The following is a 22,143-nucleotide window of genomic DNA, read 5'->3' as shown; positions in this document are numbered from 1 at the left end:
CAAGGGAAACCTTGGTACTGCGCCATCTTAATTGCCAAAACGCATCAATAATGCTACATCTTAATTGCCGAAGAATGCTATATGTTATTTTTCTTAAAAATGTTGCATGAAAATTTGCTGATTACACTTGTCCATTTCCTTGAACACCTCGCGTGTCTTCCGAAGGTGTTTCATGTCGCGACGGTACCGTTTGTCGAGCATCTTCGCGAAGTCGAACGTAACAACGAGCCCGAGGCCCGCTGGGGCAGACGTGTGTGCTGGAGCTTCCTTCTTGAGAGCATCGTCGACTCCGTCAAGTGCCGAGAGTCTACGGTCTCCCCATATGGTAACCTCAGAAAGCCGATGAAAATTAGGAAGCAAGAATGTAGAATCCTTGGCCTCGCCCGTCAACAGACGTTCTGTCAAATACTTCGCATGACTGACAGAGAGTGTGTCAAATTGGGCAGGAATGTAGCAGATGCCACGATAGTTGGTGGTATCGCGATAGCCCGATTTCGTGCTGACAATGGCACCACGTACAGGCACATGCGTCTCCATGTCGGCAACAACAAGCCTGCGCAATTGAGACTGTACCCTTGGATTTTGCTGGAGGGACGGGACTTTCTTCGCATCTTGCGCATATAGGGTGGCAGGAACATATAATAATAGGTGTAACAACAGCTGCTTCATCATACTGATGTCTATTTGCTCTCAGTCTTACTCTCCGTCGCCCGTTTTTTCTCCTCCATTGCCTCTTTATAAGCTCTCACGATGGGATCCTCATCGTCCTTGTCCATCTCCTTGAAGATCTCGCGCGTCTTCCGCAGATGCTTCATGTCGCGACGGTAGCGTTTGTCAAGTATCTTGGCAAAGTCAAAACCCAAGCCGCCTCTCGTATTTTCTCTAAAGATCTGTCGAACTTGTTCTGTCAGTCCCTTTGACACCGACGGGGTACCATCGCCCCATACGGTCACCTCACTGATCTGGTGGCTATTTGGAATGAGATACGTGGTGTCCTTGATTTCTTTTGCCGTCAGTCGCTCCGTGAGATATTTACCGTGACTGACCGACAGCGTGTCAAACTGTACAGGAATATAGCAGATGCCCCGATAATTAGTGGTGTCGCGATAGCCCGACATCGTACTGACAATAGCATCACGCACAGGCACGCGCGTCTCCATATCAGCCACCACGAACTTGCGCAACTGGGGCTTCACCGTCTCTTTCTGCAACACGGCCTGACTATTCTTCGCCTCTTGGGCAGAAAGAGCTAATGGAACATATAATAATAGGTATAAGAACATCTGCTTCATCATCGGACTCCTTATTTATATATAAACAATAAGTTACTTTCCGGTAGCCTTCACCACTTCCGGCCAGTCGGCCAGAAAAGCCTCTATCGACGGATAGAGCACGTCAGCACCCTCGTCTGTCAGTGCCTTGTCGGGCAGCGGCCCACTGTTGATGGCTACCGTAAACATCTCAGCAGCCTTACCGGCACGCACACCAAGGGGAGCATTCTCCACGACGATGGCTTGACGCGGGTCGGCATATCCTGCCTTTCGCATACCTTGAAGATAAGGATCAGGATAAGGCTTGCCACGCTTCACGTCGTAGGCTGACGTAATGTGCTCACGGACGAGATAGTCACTGAAATCCATCAGCAACTTATCAATGAGCGGACGCTGGCCACTGCCCGTCACTACGTTGACGCTCATCCCCGACGCCTGGATAGCCTGCATGAGCGGCTTCACACCTGGGAAGATAGGAGCCTCACCCATCTCGTGGAAGATACGCGTCTTCTCGTCGTACATCTTCTGTGCCTGTTCCAGCGTGATCTCCTCGTGCTTTTGCAGAAGGAAGAAGTGACGAATGGTGTCAATGCCGCGTGCCCCTTCTGTGGCGTAAGCGTCAGCTGCCGTCATCGTGATGCCAAACTCCGCCATCGACTGTTGCCAGGCGATAGCGTGATGGGGCATGGAGTCGTAAAGAACACCGTCCATATCGAACAAGACACAGCGAAAGCCCTTCCAGACATTCTGCCCGGGATGACTCTCCTGCATCTTGGATAAGTATCTCTCGATTGCTTTTCTTATATCTTGCATCGATTATGATTAAAAGAGTATTGCCATTCCCCTCTCTTCTTAGAAAGAAGATACTAAGAGGAAGAAAGCCCGGCATATCCGGGTAACACCATTCCCCCTCTCCCTCCTCAGGGAGAGGGGGATAGGGGAAGAGAGTCTTTTTTTACTTTTACTTCTCCTGAGCCAAACGCTCCTGGATAGCCTTGCTCTCAGCCTCATAGCCGGGCTTGTTGAGCAGAGCGAACATATTCTTCTTGTAAGCTTCCACACCAGGCTGGTTGAACGGATTGACACCTTCCAGCAGACCGCTGATGCCGCAAGCCTTCTCGAAGAAGTAGATGAGCTGACCGATGTAGTACTCGTTGAGCTGCGGCACGCTGACACGCATGTTTGGCACGCCACCGTCGACATGAGCCAGACGGGTACCGAGCTCAGCCATCTTGTTCACCTCATCGACACGCTTACCCTCAAGGAAGTTCAGTCCGTCGAGGTTCTCCTCGTCATGCGGGAAGAGCAGCTTCTCGTTAGGCGTCTCAACAGAGATCACTGTCTCAAAGATGGTACGCTCGCCCTGCTGGATCCACTGGCCCATAGAGTGCAGGTCGGTAGTGAAGTCACAAGCAGCGGGGAAGATACCCTTACCGTCCTTACCCTCGCTCTCGCCGTAGAGCTGTTTCCACCACTCAGCGAAGTAGTGGAGCTTCGGCTGGAAGTTGCAGACGATCTCGATCTTCTTGCCAGCCTGGGTATACAGTCCCTGACGGGTAGCAGCATACTGTGCAGCGGGATTCTCTGCGAAGGGAACGTCCTTGCCACAAGCCTTCTCCATGTCCTGTGCACCCTTGACGAGAGCCTTGACATCGAAGCCAGCCACAGCGATCGGCAGCAAACCTACCGGAGTGAGCACAGAGAAGCGGCCACCTACATTGTCAGGAATGACAAATGTCTTGTAGCCTTCTTTATCAGCAGCGGCACGGGCAGCACCCTTGTGCGCGTCAGTGACAGCCACGATGACATCCTTGGCCTCAGCCTTACCACGCTGAGCCTCGCACTGCTTCTTAAGCAAACGGAAGGTCAGAGCAGTCTCTGTAGTGGTACCGGACTTGGAGATGTTGATGACACCGAACTTCTTACCCTTCAGGTAGTCAGTGAGCTCAGCGAGGTAGTCCTCACCGATGTTGTTACCGGCAAACATGATGGTGGGGTTCTTCTTGTCACCGACAAGCCATGCGAAAGAGTTGCCAAGCGCCTCGATGACGGCACGTGCGCCCAGATAGCTGCCGCCAATACCAGCGACGACGACAACCTCGCACTTCTCGCGCAATGTGTTGGCGCAAGCCTGAATCTCGTTGAGGAACTCCTCTGTGATCTCAGAGGGCAGGTGCAACCAACCGAGGAAGTCGTTACCCTCGCATGTTCCATTCTCCAAGGCCTCCTGAGCGGCCTTCACCTTTGGCTCGTAAGCCTCCACTGTACCAGCCTTGAGGAACTGTACAGCCTTCGTTGTGTCTAATGCAATGTTTTTCATGATAATCTTTCAAGAGTCAGAGTTAGAATCACGACAGAATCACGACAGATAGACAGACTACTCTGTTGAAGGCAGAAAGACATACTTTTCTTTTTAAGACAGAAAGACATAAAAAACATATTCTCATTAATTCTTTTTTCAGACAGAAAGACATAAAGAACATATATTTCTTCTATTCTTTCTTAGACAAAAAGACATAAAGAACATATTTTCCTTCGGTCTTCTTTAGACAGAAAGACATAAAGAACATATAATTCATAAAGATATATTCTACCCTCCGTCTTTGCCTTAGTCTTTATTTCTGTCTCAGTTTCTACTTTCGTCTTCTATACGAATAGCCTTCTCACTGTGATGTGGTCTTGCCTAATCCTTTCTCATCATCTTACCTTATTAAATGAATAATACTAACTTATACTTGTTTTACTACTTTGTCTTCTTGTATTCCCTGTATTTACGCTTTATCTCCAGATTATCGCCTCCGAAGTTAATGAGCAATCCGGTATCGATATGGAGAGCCGTCAGATAATTGACTATTTGGACCTCATCCTGCCTCGTCAGACATTGCGTTGCCTTCAACTCAATGATGACATCATTGTCCACAAGCATGTCCGCTCTGTACTCCCCAACCACAACGCCCTTATAATAGACATCGATGGGTGCTTCGGGTGTCACATTCAGGTTGTGCTCTCGAAGTTCAAGATACAAGGCATTCTTATATACCTTTTCCAAGAAGCCTTTTGGCAACACGCCCCGAACATTATATGCACATTGGATAATCTTAGTTATCTTCTCTTCCAGCGCCTTTCTCTTTAACTCTTCTTCATCCATCTTACTCATTATAATATTATATTGCTCTCCTTTTCCTAAACTCAAAAATACTTCTTCATAAAAATATGTCCTTTATGTCTTTATGTCTAAAAACAAAGAACATATCTTTTATGTCTTTATGTCTTAAAAGCCAAAGAACATGTCTTTTATGTCTTTATGTCTTAAAAGCCAAAGAACATGTCTTTTATGTCTTTATGTCTTAAAGCCAAGAACATGTCTTTATGTCAAAGCACTCACGAGAGTTTTTCTGTCAAAGCGGGGATGACATCACGCGGACGCAGGTCTTTGTAGAGTATGTCATAGACAGCGTCGAGGATAGGCATGCTCACGTGGAGCTGTCGGTTGATCTCCTCCATGCACTTCGTACCGTAGTAACCTTCCGCGACCATCTTCATCTCAGCCTGGGCACTCTTGATGGAGTAACCCTTACCGATCATCATACCAAAGGTGCGGTTGCGTGAGAAATTGGAGTATCCCGTCACGAGCAGGTCACCGAGGTAGACGCTGTCACAGATGTTGCGGTGTACAGGGTTGACGGCAGTCAGGAAGCGATCCATCTCACGGATAGCATTAGTGAGGAAGACAGCCTGGAAATTATCGCCATAGCCCATGCCGTTGCAGATGCCCGCACAGATAGCGTAGACATTCTTCAGCACAGCCGCATACTCGATACCCGTAACATCGGTGGAGGTTTCAGTCTTCACATAGTCGCAGGCGAGCACACGCGAGAACTCCCTTGCCATCTTCTCGTCGCTGCCAGCCACAGTGAGATAGGTAAGCCTTTCGAGCGCCACCTCCTCGGCGTGTGACGGTCCCCCGATGCAGAGCAACTGTCGGTATGGCACGCCGTAGCGCTGATGGAAGTAGTCTGAGCAGACCACATCCTCGCCGGGCACGATACCCTTGATGGCGGTAACGATGAACTTATGGCTGATGTCGGCAGTGAGTTTCTTCAGATGGTCTTTCAAGTAAGGCGAGGGCGTGACGAAGACGAGCGTGTCGTATTCAGTGGCAATCTCGTTGATGTCCGAAGTGAACTCGATGTCGTCGATGTCGAAGTGTACACCAGTGAGATAGGCAGGATTATGTCCGAGTCGTCGGAAATCAGAGATGCGGTCGTCACGCCGCATATACCATCCGATGTGTCCCGTGTGCTCCACCACCACCTTAGCGATGGCGGTAGCCCACGAGCCGCCCCCGATGATGGCCACACGGCCAAAATCGGGGATGGAGCCTTTTTTCCGCAGCCCCAGTGCTCTACTGATTCTTCTGAACAGACGCATAGTCAACTTATCGTCTTAGAGATTCTTGGCACCGTCGATCCAGTGCTGGATGTCGTCGACTGTCGGTTTCTCGTATCCGAGTTTATATTTCTTGTTGATCTCACCGATCTTCTGCTGCAGGCCTTGCGCCTTCTCGTCCTTGATGTCAGAGATGAGGTTGAAGCCAGCCTTACGCAGCACATACACCCAATCCTCAGGTACGCCGAGGGCAGCCCATTCTTTGATGCTGCTCTGTGGCATCTTTGCCTCAGGCTTCATCTGCGGGAAGAGCATGATCTCCTGAATGTTTTCCTTACCGATCATCAACATGCAGAGGCGGTCGATGCCGATGCCGATACCGCTGGTGGGCGGCATGCCATATTGCAGGGCACGCAGGAAGTCCTGGTCGATGATCATTGCCTCGTCGTCACCCTTGTCGGCGAGCCTCATCTGCTCCTTGAAGCGGTTCTCCTGGTCGATGGGATCGTTGAGCTCAGAGTAAGCGTTGGCGAGCTCCTTGCCGTTGACCATCAGCTCGAAGCGCTCTGTGAGTCCGGGCTTAGAACGGTGCATCTTCGTCAGCGGACTCATCTCCACTGGGTAGTCAATGATAAATGTTGGCTGGATGAACGTACCCTCGCAGAACTCACCAAAGATCTCATCGATGAGCTTACCCTTGCCGAAGCTCTCGTCGATGCCTTCCATCTTGAGTTTGTTCACAGCGATGTCGCGGATCTCCTCCTCGCTCTTGCCGTCGAGATCGAAGCCAGTCTTCTCCTTGATGGCATCGAGGATAGGCAGACGGCGGAAAGGAGCCTTGAAGGAGATGACGTGGTCGCCGTTCTTCACCTCTGTGCTGCCGTTGACAGCCACACAGATGGTCTCGAGCAAGCGCTCGGTAAACGACATCATCCAGTTATAATCCTTGTATTGCACATAGAGCTCCATGCAGGTGAACTCCGGATTGTGGTATTTATCCATACCCTCGTTGCGGAAGTTCTTGCCGATCTCGTAGACGCCCTCAAAGCCGCCCACGATGAGTCGCTTGAGATAGAGTTCAGTGGCGATACGCATGTACATGTCGATGTTCAGCGCATTGAAGTGCGTGATGAACGGACGTGCGCTGGCACCACCGGGGATGCTCTGCAGAATAGGAGTCTCCACCTCGGTGTATCCGGCCTCGTCGAAGAAGTTGCGCATAGTCTTGAGCACCTTGGCACGTTTAAGGAATGTATCCTTCACACCATCGTTGACGATGAGGTCGACATAGCGCTGGCGGGCGCGCAGCTCAGGATCATCGAACTTGTCGTAAGCCACGCCATCCTTGTATTTCACGATCGGCAGCGGCTTGAGGCTCTTGCTCAACAGTTTCAGCGACTGGGCGTGAACAGAGATCTCACCTGTCTGTGTCTTGAAGACGAAACCTTTGATGCCGATGAAGTCACCGATGTCGAGGAGTTTCTTAAAGACCTTGTTGTACATGTCCTTGTCCTCGTCGGGGCAAATGTCGTCACGGGTGACATACACCTGGATTCTGCCCTTGCTATCCTGCAACTCCACAAAGCTGGCCTTGCCCATGATACGGCGGCTCATCATACGGCCGGCGATGACGACCTCCTGCTTCTCCCCCTCCTTGAAGTTGTTCTTGATGTCTACTGAAAAGGCATTGGTGGGGAACTCAGCTGCTGGATACGGGTCGATACCCATATTGCGCAGCTCCTGCAGGCTCTGGCGTCGTCCGATCTCCTGCTCGCTTAACTCTAAAATGTTCATACTAATAATTATATTCGAATATATTTTTCCTATATGCAAAGTTACAAAAAAGAAACGAGAACAAGAGCTATTTAATAATTAATAACCACCTCAGCCGGTGTGCAACATGCGCAACCCTGCACGATGACAGTGCGATAAGCGTGAGCGTCACTCACCCTCGCCAATGAAAGAAGATTACAGTTTGACGAATATCCGTTTCTTCCACAGCGCCTTTCAGGGGGTGCTAAGATTTACTCAGGCTATCCTATTTAGCAGGAAGTCTTCGTCCTGTTACTGCAATACCGACAGTCGCGGGGAGATTTTTCATCGTACCTTTAACCACATTTCTTGCTATCCCTTTGCGAAGAGCAGCAGGGAAATGGATTGTGCCTTGAGATCCGGAAACAATAGATAGCCCCACAAAGTATTCGTTTCCTTTCTGCAAAGTGATTGGCGAATTGGTCATTATTTTAACATCTGAATTCTTATTCGCTGAAGACAGATTAATATAGATAGGCTTGGAACTAACTGGTTCGAATTGGCCTTCAACCACTTTATAAACGATAAGTCGAAGTGTACATTGCTCATAGGTGCATTCTTCTATGTGCAAATTGAAATAATCTATAATGAAATTGTCACTTGCTTTGAATTTAGGACCTATCTCTATTTTTCCAGAAGGAGCATTTCCGAAAGCGACATCCCCTGGAAGTTTCATACCTTTCCGTAGAATGGTAGCGGTCTTACCCTTTCGGGCAGCTACAGAAGCCTCTGCTATGTCATACACTCTGTCTTCCATTACAACACAAACATTTCCACCCTTGTATTGTGAATATGGTATCATTTTTTTCTTATAACTAATATGCGAGCAGGTCATGGGACTTTTAATGTTACCTGGAATCTCTAAAGCAAAACGCCCTTCTTTGTCTGTAAGAGTGAAGATGCTGTCTACACATATCGTTGCATACTCAATGCCAACATGTTCTTCATTCTGTACTAATCCGTTAATTTTAACCTGAGCCTTCAAGTCAAAGATTGAAGCGACTAACAAAAAAACCAACAAATAGAGTTTTTTCTTCATCCTTGAAATTATTTATATTATATAAGTCTGAATCTCCTCTACCTTCACCAAGTCATAACCTTTTATCTGCACGACGATAGGATGAAGCTGTGTGCCGTGGAGCATGCTCTGCAGTTTCTTATCCGCAGCATAAGTTTTTATCTGCTGCTCGGCCTCTGTCCACTGCCGTTCCGCCTCTGTATCAGAGGCATCGGTCTTGAGGTACTTCAGTTCTAAGATATAGCTGTGCTTCACCATCGGATAGACCGCATAGTTGGGCAGCAGGAAGAAGTCGCAGAAGCCGTGGCTGAACTCCATCTCCGGCGCGACAAGGTAGTAATTAGTCAGCGTGAGGTAGGCGTTCATAAATCCTTGCAGATTGCGTTCGCCCTCGATTAACTGGCGCACGGCAGTGGTGTCGTGGTAAGCCTGGCAGATGAAGGAGATGAGCGGCTGCCAGTCACCGTCAAGGGCCGCGCCGTCAAAAGCCTTCCGCAAATCAGTGACCGGCAGCGCATAGATGGTCTGATATTCGTCCAACATGTAATGATAATACTGTAGGCGCACATTGTTGTTGGGAATGACCAACTTCAAGTTCTCACCACGCACACCACCGATGGTGAGCATGCCGTAGTAATAAAGCAGGCTGATAAAATTGCCAAACTCCATCATTCGCTCGGCCGGGAAGTGGCTGACCACCGGACTGTAAATGTATCCGTTCTCAGTAATCTCGTGGATAATATTCAATCGCTCACCGTCCAACTTGTCTATTTCTATCAAGCGCTTCATCTTGGCATAGTCGGTCATTGTGTTCGAATCAATGAGCTCTTTAGGGCGACGACCTTGCTCTACGAGGTTGCTCAGATAATAACACACCATATCACTGTTGAACATACTCGGCTCCTTACCGAAACTTTCCCCAGCAAAGCAGTAATTGTCATACCAAGGTTTGATATCGGCGATGATACCCTCCTCGGTCACCGTAGCGGGCAATGCACCAACACCTTGGTAATAACGTATCATCTGCCTGACATCGTCCTCAGAGAATCCGAGCATCTGATTGAAGAACGGGTGCATCGTGATGTTCAATGCGATATTATAGCCGCTGGTGAGGTCGTCAAGGGTGATGGGCGACACACCGAGCATGATGATACGGTCGAATACTGGTTTGAACTTCTTAAACAGTTCCCGATAGATACCCGTGCCATGCGTCAGTTCATGATAAGCCTGTTGTCCCTTGGTATTGAGCACGTCGTTGGTGAAGTTGTCATATTCATCAACGATGAGATAAAGGCCTATTCCCAACTGTCGGGACAGGTTGCCTATGAGCGTCAGCTTGCTTGCCCCTGTCGGGGTTATCTGCAACAGTTGCGTAAGCTGTGGAGGATAGAACTTCGCGTATTTCAACGCAAAGAGCTCACATTGGACAGACAGGTAATTATTCAGATTGTCTGCAATATGGTCTATATCCCCCTGCACTTGTGAAAAGTCCAAGTGCAACATCAGATACTTGTTCTTGTATTGCGTGGGATGGTCGGCCACATAGAGCCCTTTGAACAGCTCGTCGAAGTTATCCTTCTCACTGATGTCGTAGTAAGCCTCCAGCATACTGAGAAATAGGCTCTTGCCAAAACGACGCGGACGGACAAAGAACAGGAAATTGCCGGTCCGTTCCATCTTCTCAAAATACATGGTCTTGTCAACCAGATATTTGTTCTCACGCCGCACTTGCTTGAAGTTGGAAATGCCGTAGGGTATCAGCTTAATGTCGTTGCTCATCATGGAATCTGCTTATCGTTTCTGCAAAAATAGAACTATTTTCTCAGACAAGCAAATAAGATGGCAAGTTTATTTTCTAATAATACACATAATTTCGGCGCTCATAACTTGATGAACACCCGCTTCTTCCACAGTGCCCAGCCCATCAGTGCGTGCAGGGCGACAAACAGCGCAGCATAGGCGACACTGGCCCAATAGCCGTTGAGAATCACCGCATGGAGCAAAGAATAGGCTCCATCCTTAATGCCTATAGCACCGAAGAGTATGCCTACTACCTCGCTGGCCACATAGAGGAAGAGGGGATTCATGCCGAACCATAGCGTCAATTTCACCAGCCACGGTTGCCCGGCAGAGCCGCTGTTTGTCGTCTGACTTTGGGCTCTGTAGATGTCAAGCCAGCCTACAAGGAGGCCTTGCAAGGAGGCGGCAATGCCGCAGGTGAGCAACACGTAGGAGGGACTCCACACGCGCTTGTTGAGAGGCAGACCGAACTGCAGGAGCCAGCCCGCAAAGGCCATAATTGCGCCACAGACCAACAGCCGTGAGAGGGTGACGAGATGGGGGTGTCCCAACTCGGGACGCTCTTTCCGAAGTGCCCAGGAAGCGACGAGAAAACCTATCATCGTGTTGGTCATGGCAGACAGGCTGGAGAGCAGTCCTTCGGGGTCTACGGGTGACTTATGATAGAGATGGGCGTCGCCCAACAGTGCATGGTCCACGCGAGAGAGAATGTTGGTGAGGCTGTTGTAGTCATAACCGCCACCAGCAAGCAGCAAGACGGAATAGCCGGTCAACAACAGAGCTACGAGCACCCACAGTCCACGGAAGGAATGGGTTAGATGATGGATGGTGAGAACAGCGGCTACGGTGGCTCCATAGCAGATGGCGATGCGCTGCATCACGCCCATGATGCGCAGATGGGCAAAGTCAAGCGGTCGGCCGTCCATGGCCATGTCGAACCAGTTGATGAGCAGTCCGATGAGGAAGAGCAGCAGCGTGCGCTTGATGGTCTTACGGGCCTGCTGTGGTGTCCACCGGAATCCGCCTTTACGAAGACTGAGATAGGTGGAGATGCCCATGATGAAAAGGAAGAAGGGAAAGACGAGATCACAGGGCGTCATCCCGTTCCATTTGGAGTGCTGCAAAGTGGAGAAGATCTCCTCACCAGCTCCGTTGTTCACGAAGATCATAAACATGACTGTCAGACCGCGCAGTACGTCGAGGCTCACCAGTCGTTTCACTGCATTTGTATTTTGCTTCATCTTGTTCTTTCAATATTGTTGACCGACTACAAAAGTAATAAATATATTCTGAATCCAATAACTTTTATGCCACAAAATTGCTTGACAAAACGCCATCTGTTCTCTCTTTCATTCTAGAGAGAATATAGTGCGCTGGCTCAGCGCAAATCGACTTGAAAACACGAAAATCATGGGGTGATTTCATCAAAACAATGATTTTACCTCATCAAACTTATTGTTTTATGTGGTCATCTCAGTTGTTTTACACGATAAAACAACTGAGATGACGAAAAATTTTCTAGAGAATTTTCCCTCAGAAAGGGACTTTGAGAAGATCGGAAAATCGGGATAATCCACAAAACACTGTTAATCAGCGAATTAACAAAATCGCACGAGAATCGAGAAATCAGGAGCAAGAGGTCACTTGCTCGAGAAAATCGCCTTCTCGTACCCGTTTTTTTGTCAGAAAGCCCGACATTTTGTTTCACTCAAAAACGCCATCACCCGCTTCGCCATGTCGACGCAATCGCCTACCGGCACCGGTGAATAGGTGTTGTGTCGAAGCGTCCACGGCTCTTCCATCGCATACCAGTCGATAACCGGGGCTTTGGGCAGCGCCATGGCAAAAAGCTCTGTCGCCGTCTTGTTGGCATTTGCTCCCTCGCCAAGAGCCGAGGCGTCGGGGCGGCTGTCGTGGGCCATCTGTCGGGAGAGCGCATCGAGATAGGTCTGCCAGCGCACGTAGTAGAAATCGCTCAACAGTCCTTGCCACTCCTTGTGGGCATAGTCGCGGAGCCCTCCCCGGTCGGCGCAGTCGCGGTTGCCCCAGGTCGTTATCTGCACACGGGCGTTCCACTCATAGAGATCCTTCTCTTGCGGCGTACGTCCCAACGAGCGCGCTGCCTCGGTCCAATGGCCAAGGCGGAACTCACGCCGCGTGCCCAGGAGACTGTCCTGCAAAAGCAACATGTGAAGAAAACGGGCTGAGTCGGCCGAGAATGCACGGCGGTCAAAGCCACGGTAGTCCGCGATGGTACGCAGATATTGCAGTCGGGCCTGGTCGTCGAGGGCCTGACGGGTGATGTCCACCAAGTCATACTCAAAGTTGTTGTTGCCGCGGTATTTGTCGGCGACGCTTGTCATCAGCTCAGCGGCGCGACGGGTATCGTTGGGATCGTAGTAGTTGTGCATCTTCGACCAGCTTTTCACCTGGAAGTTGTCGGTCGAGGGACGTCCGTCAAAGATGCTTTCATGAGGCCCCTGCTGGTTGTTGCCGAGCGGACAGTTATAGATGCTGTTGGCCAAGACTTGCCAAGCTTGCTGCAGTGCAGGGTCTGCCACGCCATAGCGGGCACGCACATAGCTGTTGAGCCACCGCTGTTTGAAGGCAGCAATGTCCTCATCGTTGGGCAGCGAATCGGTCATCCACGGCAGTTCGCTCATCAGTTCAAACATCACTGGGTTGTTTTCCGAGCCCTCCATGGTGTAGCCCCAACCACGCAGATGCTGTCTGGCACTTTGCAGAGGAGAGGTCGGGGCGACTGCCAGCCGGAAGTTATGGAGGAGCTGGTCCATGCGTCCGTGAAGCCCCACGTTGGCTCCGAAGTTCTCCAACATACAGAATAGCCATGGGTGATCGCCGTAGCCCTTGTCACGCCGCCACACCGAAGGTGCTCCGAACATCGGGCGGCACTCCGAGAAGAGGTCCAGCACCATCAAGTCTTGAGCCGGCAGACTGTCGGCCATCGCCGGGCGCGGGTTCTCGGTCCAGCCCTGTACCACCCACACAGCCTTGGGGTTGACACGTTTCATGGCGGCAAGCAGCTTGCGTCCGCAGGCCGCGTAGTCAATGGCACTGTTGTCGGCACTCTCGTGGAAAGGATCCATCGAGTAGTAGCTTGCCTTGCCGTAGAGCCGCGTCAGCTCCTTGTAATAGAGGTCAGCGATACGGTCAAAGGACGGATCGGTAGCAATGAGATTGGACGGGCGCGTATAGCCGTTCCACTGTCCGCCATCGGTCACGCTGACGCCCATCTTTGTCTTGGCGTCGTGCGGCAACATGCCGCAGTAGCCCGGCAACACGGGGTGCATGCCCAAAGAGCGCTCGCGCTGCAGGATTCGTTTCTGCAATGCTTCCTGCTGTCGATACCAGTTGTCGGGCAGCGGTCCACCCCACCCCTCGAGATTGTTCATCGCCCACCAGGCCAGAAAAGCCGGCCCGGCAATGAAGCGTCCTATCTCTTCCTTGGAATAGCCCAGCTTCAAGAGCATGTTGCGCCATACCACTTCTTCGCCAGTGACAGCCAATGGCATGTTGATGCCGTGCAAGGCCATCCAGTCGATCTCTTCCTGCCAGCGGTTCCAGTCCCAAAAGGCCATGGAATAGGAAAACGTGCAGTAGTTGAAGTCGTAGCGGTCGGTGAGCCATGTGGTGCGACGTTCCTTGCCCTTGACAGCGGGCAGACGCTCCGGCAGGCGGGGGTGCATGTTGTTCCAACTGACCATGATGCCGGCATAGTGCTTGAGATACCAGTTGACCCCCGTGGCGATGTTCACCCACGTATTGCCTTTGACACAGACCTTGCCGTCGCGCTGCGAGAGCTCAAAGAAATCGGTATCTGACGGTTGCAACTCAGTGATAAACTTACGGGCCGCCCCTGCGTCCATGCGGTTGAGAAGGTCGTCAACAGGATTGGCTGCGGCCATCACTGGGGTCAGCAAGGAAAGCGTGACAACAAGAATTTGCCTCACTTTATTCTTAGTGTTATTGTGTTTAGACAGCATAATAGATGATTTGTTTGGCAAAGGTAATAGAATTTTTCGTATCTTTGCAAGGAAGAATAAAATAAAAACCAAAACCATGAACATAGAAAAAGAAAAAGCCGTCATCGAGAAGCAGGGAGGGCTCTCGAAGACACTGAATATGGAGTTCCTCTCAACCGAGGAGCCCGACACATGCATGGCACGCATGAAGGTCGACGATCTCAACCGTCAACCGTTTGGCTTTCTCTCCGGCGGTGCTACGCTGGCACTTTGCGAGAACCTTGCGGGCGTAGCTTCCATGGCACTTTGCCCGGGCAAGATCTGCGTGGGCATCAATGTCAGTGGCAACCATCTGCGTACGGTGCTGGTGGGAGATACCGTCACGGCTTATGCCCAACTGCAATACAAGGGTCGCACACTGCATGAATGGCAGATCAACGTGAAGAACTCCAAGGGTGAGCTGATCTCTACGGTACATGTCACAAACTATATCTTGTCGCCACGAAAGGAATGAGCACAACCAACTATGTCTGCTACCGCTTGCCGGAGCAGAAAGAATATGTACGACTGGAACAGCGTGAGGGTGAACCCGTGGCCATGAAGTCTGTCAAAGACCTCAACGGCCGCAAAGGTTTCGTCTTCGCGCCGTTCCAACCGTCGGAAGAGACACCCGTTTGGCTCTTGCAACCCGACAGCATCGAACGGAAAGCTGTGGGGGAAGGGGATTTCAAGCACTGTGAAGAACACAGCAACACGGAACTGAAAAGAAAGATAGCAGAATACGAGAAGTTGGAACGGAAAAATTACCGTCTGCGCTTCGGCCTCTGCAAGACGATGTTCAAGCTTGGAAAGGTTAGCAAATTGGTCATAGCCCGGCATGTGCATGAGATGCAATATGTCGTCGGAGACCCCGAAGAACTGTTCCTGCACGCTTGCCGTCTCTATCCCCATCAGTATATCGCCCTGGTGAACATGGAACATGCGGGTACGTGGCTCATGGCCACACCCGAAGTGCTCATCGAAGGCGACGGACTCAACTACCACACCATGGCCCTGGCGGGCACGCAGAAGATGCCGGTCGACTACAGACCTGGGCAGGAGCTGAAATGGTCGGAAAAGAACCGCAAGGAGCAAAGCTATGTGGCAACCTACATCGCCGACACGCTGCGTCCAATGACCAAGACCTTGGATCACGGACATCCCCACACCACCATGGCGGCGCAACTGCTCCACCTGCGCACTGATTTTGACTTCACTCTCAACGACGACGTGCAACTGGGCGACGTGCTCGATGCCCTCCACCCTACCCCTGCCGTGTGCGGCATACCCAAGGACGCTGCCAAAAAACTCATTCTCGAATATGAGAAGGATGAGCGCAAATACTACAGCGGTTTCTGCGGACCCTATGATCCGGAAGGAGAGACACAGCTCTATGTCACGCTGCGCTGCATGGAAATAATCGAAAGACACTATATCCTACACGCCGGAGGCGGCATCGTACCGGAAAGTAAGGAGAAAGAGGAATGGAAGGAGACAGAGATGAAACTCAACACCATGAGAGATGTATTGCGATAAAGATAATGTCAACACGCTCACTGCGCTGCTCATCGCTCACGGCGTGCGCCATGCAGTCGTATGTCCGGGGTCACGCAACGCGCCTATCGTGCACAACCTCGACGTGTGCCCTGAGATCCAGTGCTACCCCATCACCGACGAGCGCAGTGCCGCGTTCTATGCACTCGGACTCTGTCAGGCCACCGAGGAACCGGTGGTCGTCTGCGTCACCAGCGGCACGGCACTGCTCAACACGCTGCCCGCTGTCGCCGAGGCAATGTATCAGCATCTGCCTCTCGTGGTCGTCTCGGCCGACCGACCCAAGCAGTGGATCGGACAACTCACCGGACAGACGATGCCTCAGCCGGGGGCGCTGACCTGCTTTGTCAAACGCACGGTGGATCTGCCCGAACCGCACAACGACGAGGAGCACTGGTATTGCAACCGACTCGTCAACGAGGCACTCATCGCCGCCACACAACCTTGCCAAGGCCCGGTGCACATCAACGTACCCATCACAGAACCCCTCTACTCTTTCAATACACGCGAGTTGCCCTCGGAACGCATGATTGCGTTTAACTCTCTGCTGGCGGCTCACGATGGCGGAAAGGAAGCGTGCGTCTCGGCCAATGCAATTACAGCCGTAGCCCACGACCTTTTGCAACAGCTCGCCAAGGCTGAGCGACCGCTCATCGTCATCGGACAGATGAAGCCGTCGGACTTGGTCAAAGGCAGGATTCCGGCACTCACCGACAAACACTATGTGGTCTGGAACGAGGCGCTCAGCGGTGAGGACGGTACTACGGCACTGGAAGAGATGTTAGCTATGGCAGGAGACAATAAGGATTTCTTGCCCGACTTCATCCTCTACATCGGCGACACACTGGTCAGCAAGCGTGCCAAGCAGCTCCTGCGACAGGCTAAGGACGCTATCTGCTGGGAGGTGAATGCCAACGGCACTGTCCACGACCCGATGATGAACCTGCACGGCATCGTACAGGCAAGACCCGACGACGTGCTTGCCGCCATCACAGTGGAGGGACCGCGCGAGTGGTTCGACCGCTGGGAAACGCTGCGCTGGAAAGCAGAGGATCACCGCCGGACGTTCGTCCCTCGATACTCCAACCTGCAGGCCGTGCAACTCCTTGAGGAACGGCTCAGCCATACCGCGGAAGGCTACGCCTTGCACTACGCCAACAGCACGTCGGTGCGACTGGGCTGTCTCTATGCCCGGGAGCATGTCTACTGCAATCGTGGCATCAACGGCATCGAGGGCTCGCTGTCCACGGCTGCCGGTTTCTCGCTCGCCACAGACGATCCGGTGTATTGTGTCATCGGTGACCTGAGCTTTTTCTACGACCAAAACGCACTGTGGAATACCAATCTGCGTCAGAACCTCCGCATTCTGTTGCTCAACAACAGCGGTGGCGAGATCTTTGCCAAGTTCGACGGACTGCGCCAGAGTCCGGCACGCAGCATGGTCATGGGCGTGCACGCCACCACAGCAGAGGGCATCTGTCGCGAGAACGACATCATGTACTGTCACGCTCACAACGAGGAGGAGCTCTACAATCTCCTCGGTGCGCTCGTCAGCCCAAAGGCGGAGCGTCCTATGCTCCTTGAAGTCTTCACCAATGCCGAAGACGATCTGAGGGCTTATCAAGAATACTTTAACACCTTATTATAATATGGAAAAGAGAAATTGGAAAACCATACCGGGTTTCGACTTCAAGGAGATCCTCTTTGAAGAATACAATCACATCGCAAAGATCACCATCAACCGTCCACGCTATCGCAACGCCTTCACGCCACTCACGGTGTGGGAGATGAGCCAGGCCTTCACCTATTGCCGCGACCATCTCGACATCCGTGTGGTGATCCTCACGGGTGCCGGTGACAAGGCCTTCTGCTCGGGGGGCGACATGCACGTCAAGGGACGTGGCGGATATGTCGGAAGTGATGGCGTGCCACGCCTTAACGTGCTCGACGTGCAGATGCAGATCCGCCGACTGCCCAAGCCTGTCATCGCCATGGTCAACGGCTACGCCATCGGTGGCGGACATGTGCTTCACGTGGTCTGCGACCTGACGATAGCCTCCGAAAACGCTATCTTCGGGCAGACAGGACCAAAGGTGGGCAGCTTCGACGCCGGACTGGGTGCCAGCTATCTGGCACGCATCGTGGGACAGAAAAAGGCACGCGAGATCTGGTATCTCTGCCGTCAGTATTCCGCAAAGGAAGCTGAGCAGATGGGACTCGTCAACAAGGTGGTGCCCTTTGACCAACTTGAGGATGAAACGGTGGCCTGGTGCGAGACGATCATGGAGCGCTCACCGCTCGCCATCCGCATGATGAAGGCAGGATTCAACGCCGAGCTCGATGGTCAGGCGGGCATCCAGGAACTTGCCGGCGACGCCACAATGCTCTACTACACCCTCGACGAAGCTCAGGAAGGCGGACGCGCTTTTCTGGAAAAGCGCAAGCCTGACTTCGACAAGTACCCTCAGTTCCCTTAAGACAGAGTAACAGAGTGAACATAAGACATAGTAACATAGTAACAGATATAATAACATAGTAATAGACATAATAACATAAACAAGAGTATAAATGGAGGACATCAATGATTTAATAAAACTAATGATTGAGTGTGCGAAAGCTGTCCGACGTCAGTTGGGGCCGGGTTACTTAGAGGCCGTCTACAAGAATGCGATGCTCATTGAGATCAGGAAGCACAAGCACGCTGTTAGAACAGAAGTTCCATTTGAGGTTCGTTACGATGGCATCGTAGTTGGAAGCTATAGGGCTGACATAATCGTTGACAACAGACTCATCCTTGAGTTAAAGGCTACTACCTGCCTTACCATGGCCAATGAAATTCAATTAGTGAACTATCTCAACGCCACAGGCATCGATGATGGATTTCTCATCAACTTCGGCTCAGATCAATTGCAATTCAAACATAAGTATCGCACCTACAAAAAAAACGTCCATAATACATAGCATGTACACACTGTTTGTTTGACAGAGTAACAGTGTATATATATAACATATTGAACAGACTAAGACTTTGTAACAGAGGAGGCCGAAAGATTATTAGACAATGTGTCTTATATCTGTTCAATATGTTACTATGTCTTATATCTGTCCAATATGTTACTATGTCTTAGTCTGTCCAATATGTTACTATGTCTTATATCTGTTCAATATGTTACTATGTCTTTATTTACCAATGTTACTATGTCTTCAGAGGTAGCGCATGAGGATGTCCCATACGGCAATGAGGTGGCAGACGCTGCCGGCGAGGACAAAGAAATGGAAGACGGTGTGCATGTAGCGACGACGGCGAAGGGTGTAGAACAGCGCGCCGGTGACATAGCACACACCCTCGGCGATGATCCAGATGACCGTCGCCGCACTCACAGAATCGATCAATGGCTTGAAAGCGATGAGCACACTCATGCCCATACCAATGTATACCAGCGTCTCCAGATTGCTGTGGGCCTTGAGCTTATGGAAGCTCGTGATCGTGCCCACGATGGCGCAGAGCCATACAAAGCAGAACAGCGTCCAGCCCCAATAGCCCTCATGGCGCAAGGCGATGAGCGTGATGGGAGAATAGGAACCGGCGATATGCCAGTAGATGGCCGCATGATCCCACTTGCGCAACCGCTCCTTCCATGGTGACCAGGCCGAGAGGGCATGATAGACGGTAGAAGCAATATACGAACCGAGCATGCCCACAAGGTAGAGGATGACGCCTGCTGTGGCCCAGCCATTGCCACGCGAGAAGCAGAGATAAAGGAAGATAGCACCAAAGGCCACGCCCAAGAAGATGCCGCCAGCATGGCTCCAGGAGTTCCACAACTCTTCTTTATGATTATAGAATATCTTTATTTTCATGATATGCTGTTGCTTACTGATAAATGATTTCTGTGTAAAGATAGCGTAATCTTAGTGAAAGACAAAATAAAACTTGCTTTTTTATCCTTTTTTTCTTACTTTTGCCTTCACGCAACAAAAGTAGCTTTATCATGAAATACGAGATCACCGACAGGGTGCTGCACTTCAAACAACCAGCGGGAACCAGCCGCGGCGTGTACACCACCCACCATTCTTACTATATCACCCTTGAGCGCGACGGCATCCGCGGCACGGGAGAGTGCTCGACACTGCCCGACCTGAGCTGCGACGCCATGAGCGACGAACGCTATCAGACGCTCCTCCGCGACACGTGCAATCTGGTCAACCGATTGGGCGGCATACCCTATGAGATGCTGCGCCCCTACCCTTCTATTCTCTTCGGACTGGAGACGGCCTTTGCTCAACTCGACGCTAAGGGCTCCACGGCACTCTTCGACACGCCGTTCAGCCGGGGCGAAGAGGGAATCACCATCAACGGACTCGTGTGGATGGGAACCTTCGACGAGATGTACACACGGCTGGAGGCTAAGCTCAAGGCTGGCTACCACTGTGTGAAGTTGAAGATTGGTGCCATCGACTTCGAGCGTGAGTTGGACTTAGTGAAACATATCCGTGAGTGTTTCAGCAAGGAACAAGTGGAGCTGAGGGTGGATGCCAACGGTGGCTTCACGCCCGACAATGCCATGCAGCGCTTGGAAGCACTGGCCCGTTACGACATCCACTCCATCGAACAGCCCATCAAGCCGCATCAGTGGAAAGAGATGGCGGAACTCTGCGAGCACTCGCCCCTGCCCATCGCACTCGACGAGGAGCTCATCGGCATCAACATGCCGTCGATGAAAGCCATGCTGCTCGACAAGATCCGGCCGGCCTATCTCGTGCTGAAGCCCAGCCTGCATGGCGGCATGCACGGATGCCGCGAATGGATCAGAATGGCCCAAGACCATAGCATCGGCTCATGGATCACCTCGGCACTGGAAAGCAATGTCGCACTCAACGCCGTGGCCCAGTTCTGTGCCGACGTGTACGGACCACACATCACCCTGGCGCAGGGGTTGGGAACAGGTCTGCTCTACACCGACAACATCGCCATGCCTCTGGAGATTAAAGACGACAAGCTATGGTACTCGAAGAATTCCTGAGTGAGTGGCGCAACAGTAGCGATCGCGTGCTCGTCCACACCAGTGGCAGTACGGGCGCACCCAAACCGATGTGGCCCGAGAAGGAGAAGATGCACAACTCGGCCCGCATCACCTGCGACTTTCTGGGACTGCAACCCGGAGACACGGCCCTGCTCTGCATGAACCTGAAGTATATCGGTGCTAAGATGGTCGTGGTCCGGTCCATCGAGCGTCGGCTGCGCCTGCTCAGCGTAGAGCCGAGTGGGCATCCCATGGCGGCCTTATTACAAGGGCAAAGTGTCACAGAGACCGACTTCCACGACCCTGCTGCCCTGCCCCACCCTTGTCCACAAGGACAGAAAATCCCGGCTCCAACCTTTGCCGCCATGGTTCCCCTGCAAGTCTACAACACCCTGCAAGTGCCCGAAGAAGCGGCTCTGCTACGTCAGATCCGTCATCTGATCATTGGCGGCGGTGCTATCGACGACCAGCTTGCGGCAGCCTTGCGTGACTTCCCCCATGCGGTGTGGAGCACCTACGGCATGACGGAGACGCTCTCGCATATCGCCTTGCGACGCCTCAACGGCTCAGAGGCCAGCGAGTGGTACCAGCCTTTCCCAAGTGTCAAAGTAAGTTTGGATAAAGATGATTGTCTGATGATCAATGCACCCTTGGTGCATGAGGGAACACTAAAGACCAACGACCGTGCAGAGATCGTCCCCGGCAAGGGCTTCCGAATCCTCGGACGTAAGGACAACGTGATTGTCTCAGGGGGTATCAAGATACAGATTGAGGAGGTGGAACATGCATTGAAGCCTTATCTCTCCGCTCCGTTCATCATCACACGGCGCAAGGACGTGAAGTTCGGCGAGGCCGAGATCCTACTCACCGAAGCCACCGACACCGATGCCGTCACCGCCATCTGCCGCCGTGTCCTGCCCAAATACTGGATTCCACGGGAAGTACGACACATCGATCACATCCCCATGACGGAGACGGGAAAGCCAAAAAGAAAAGTATAAAAGGAAAAAAGGAAAAGAGGAATAAAGTAAAAGAGGAAGATAAAAGGGTAAAAAGGGGAAAAAGAAAAAAGGTAATAAATGTTGCTTCTGCCACAAACAAAAAAATCCCAAGCATGGGACTCGCGCCTGTTTTCCACGTTAATAGCCGTTAACGGCCGTAAATCATTAAAAATCAATAAAGTGACACTTTGTATTTGGATTTTTGGGTGGCGCAAGCTATCTTTGCATCATGTTCGTACACAAGAAACGCCA

19 protein-coding genes are annotated in these 22,143 nt (G+C 51.6%); 7 read left to right on the top strand and 12 right to left on the bottom strand.

Translation table 11 applies throughout. The features are described 5' to 3' along the window. Positions 1 to 93: 93 nt before the first annotated feature. The 11 genes from FYJ73_RS14015 to FYJ73_RS13965 all read right to left on the bottom strand — a co-directional run bounded on the left by FYJ73_RS14015 (position 94) and on the right by FYJ73_RS13965 (position 14,216). Complete coding sequence (locus tag FYJ73_RS14015; RefSeq protein ID WP_154535363.1) at positions 94 to 561, bottom strand: hypothetical protein; 468 nt, start codon at positions 559 to 561, stop codon at positions 94 to 96. Between the two features lie 119 nt (positions 562 to 680). After that, entirely contained in the window at positions 681 to 1,295 is a 615-nt protein-coding gene (locus FYJ73_RS14010; RefSeq protein WP_206081790.1) for a hypothetical protein, read from the bottom strand. Between the two features lie 30 nt (positions 1,296 to 1,325). Then, entirely contained in the window at positions 1,326 to 2,042 is a 717-nt protein-coding gene (locus FYJ73_RS14005) for an inorganic diphosphatase (protein ID WP_154535361.1), read from the bottom strand. A 190-nt stretch (positions 2,043 to 2,232) separates the two neighbouring features. Continuing rightward, positions 2,233 to 3,591, bottom strand: coding sequence for a glucose-6-phosphate isomerase (locus FYJ73_RS14000; protein ID WP_154535360.1), 1,359 nt, complete (start codon positions 3,589 to 3,591; stop codon positions 2,233 to 2,235). 423 nt (positions 3,592 to 4,014) lie between these two features. Further along, positions 4,015 to 4,419, bottom strand: coding sequence for a GxxExxY protein (locus tag FYJ73_RS13995; RefSeq protein WP_154535359.1), 405 nt, complete (start codon positions 4,417 to 4,419; stop codon positions 4,015 to 4,017). A 233-nt stretch (positions 4,420 to 4,652) separates the two neighbouring features. Continuing rightward, positions 4,653 to 5,702, bottom strand: a complete 1,050-nt coding sequence (locus FYJ73_RS13990) for an NAD(P)H-dependent glycerol-3-phosphate dehydrogenase (RefSeq protein ID WP_154535358.1) — start codon at positions 5,700 to 5,702, stop codon at positions 4,653 to 4,655. 15 nt (positions 5,703 to 5,717) lie between these two features. Next, a complete protein-coding gene (gene lysS, locus FYJ73_RS13985) occupies positions 5,718 to 7,454 on the bottom strand; it encodes a lysine--tRNA ligase (RefSeq protein WP_154535357.1) in 1,737 nt (578 codons plus the stop codon). A gap of 244 nt (positions 7,455 to 7,698) precedes the next feature. Next, complete coding sequence (locus tag FYJ73_RS13980; RefSeq protein ID WP_154535356.1) at positions 7,699 to 8,511, bottom strand: hypothetical protein; 813 nt, start codon at positions 8,509 to 8,511, stop codon at positions 7,699 to 7,701. Positions 8,512 to 8,523: 12 nt separating this feature from the next. Beyond that, positions 8,524 to 10,272, bottom strand: a complete 1,749-nt coding sequence (locus FYJ73_RS13975; protein WP_235899385.1) for an ATP-binding protein — start codon at positions 10,270 to 10,272, stop codon at positions 8,524 to 8,526. Positions 10,273 to 10,370: 98 nt separating this feature from the next. After that, positions 10,371 to 11,531, bottom strand: coding sequence for an acyltransferase family protein (locus FYJ73_RS13970; RefSeq protein ID WP_154535355.1), 1,161 nt, complete (start codon positions 11,529 to 11,531; stop codon positions 10,371 to 10,373). 441 nt (positions 11,532 to 11,972) lie between these two features. Next, positions 11,973 to 14,216 carry an alpha-N-acetylglucosaminidase gene (locus tag FYJ73_RS13965; RefSeq protein WP_235899386.1) on the bottom strand — a complete coding sequence of 748 codons (2,244 nt, stop codon included), beginning with the start codon at positions 14,214 to 14,216 and terminating at the stop codon, positions 11,973 to 11,975. 154 nt (positions 14,217 to 14,370) lie between these two features. Here FYJ73_RS13965 and FYJ73_RS13960 point away from each other — a divergent pair, with 154 nt between their 5' ends. The 5 genes from FYJ73_RS13960 (at position 14,371) to FYJ73_RS13940 (ending at position 18,827) form a co-directional block, all read left to right on the top strand. Further along, positions 14,371 to 14,787, top strand: coding sequence for a PaaI family thioesterase (locus FYJ73_RS13960; RefSeq protein ID WP_154535353.1), 417 nt, complete (start codon positions 14,371 to 14,373; stop codon positions 14,785 to 14,787). Next, entirely contained in the window at positions 14,784 to 15,848 is a 1,065-nt protein-coding gene (locus tag FYJ73_RS13955; RefSeq protein WP_154535352.1) for an isochorismate synthase, read from the top strand. The genes FYJ73_RS13960 and FYJ73_RS13955 overlap by 4 nt, the downstream gene beginning before the upstream one ends. After that, positions 15,835 to 17,514 (top strand): 2-succinyl-5-enolpyruvyl-6-hydroxy-3-cyclohexene-1-carboxylic-acid synthase, encoded by a 1,680-nt coding sequence (menD, locus tag FYJ73_RS13950; protein ID WP_154535351.1) that lies wholly within the window; start codon positions 15,835 to 15,837, stop codon positions 17,512 to 17,514. The genes FYJ73_RS13955 and menD overlap by 14 nt, the downstream gene beginning before the upstream one ends. A gap of 1 nt (position 17,515) precedes the next feature. Further along, a complete protein-coding gene (gene menB / locus FYJ73_RS13945; RefSeq protein WP_154535350.1) occupies positions 17,516 to 18,343 on the top strand; it encodes a 1,4-dihydroxy-2-naphthoyl-CoA synthase in 828 nt (275 codons plus the stop codon). Positions 18,344 to 18,434: 91 nt separating this feature from the next. Continuing rightward, complete coding sequence (locus tag FYJ73_RS13940) at positions 18,435 to 18,827, top strand: GxxExxY protein (protein WP_262885129.1); 393 nt, start codon at positions 18,435 to 18,437, stop codon at positions 18,825 to 18,827. 243 nt (positions 18,828 to 19,070) lie between these two features. Here FYJ73_RS13940 and trhA read toward each other — a convergent pair whose 3' ends face one another. Beyond that, positions 19,071 to 19,727: a PAQR family membrane homeostasis protein TrhA gene (trhA, locus tag FYJ73_RS13935; protein WP_154535348.1), complete on the bottom strand. Its 657-nt coding sequence runs from the start codon at positions 19,725 to 19,727 to the stop codon at positions 19,071 to 19,073. 131 nt (positions 19,728 to 19,858) lie between these two features. Between trhA and FYJ73_RS13930 the strand changes: the two genes are divergently transcribed. Beyond that, the gene (locus FYJ73_RS13930) at positions 19,859 to 20,890 is read left to right on the top strand and encodes an o-succinylbenzoate synthase (RefSeq protein ID WP_154535347.1); all 1,032 of its coding nucleotides are present in this window, start codon (positions 19,859 to 19,861) and stop codon (positions 20,888 to 20,890) included. Continuing rightward, positions 20,869 to 21,891 carry an AMP-binding protein gene (locus FYJ73_RS13925; protein ID WP_154535346.1) on the top strand — a complete coding sequence of 341 codons (1,023 nt, stop codon included), beginning with the start codon at positions 20,869 to 20,871 and terminating at the stop codon, positions 21,889 to 21,891. The genes FYJ73_RS13930 and FYJ73_RS13925 overlap by 22 nt, the downstream gene beginning before the upstream one ends. The last annotated feature ends 252 nt before the right edge of the window (positions 21,892 to 22,143 follow it).

This window comes from Hallella mizrahii, assembly GCF_009695775.1.
Lineage (GTDB): Bacteria > Bacteroidota > Bacteroidia > Bacteroidales > Bacteroidaceae > Prevotella > Prevotella mizrahii.
This window is presented reverse-complemented; position numbering and strand designations above follow the sequence as displayed.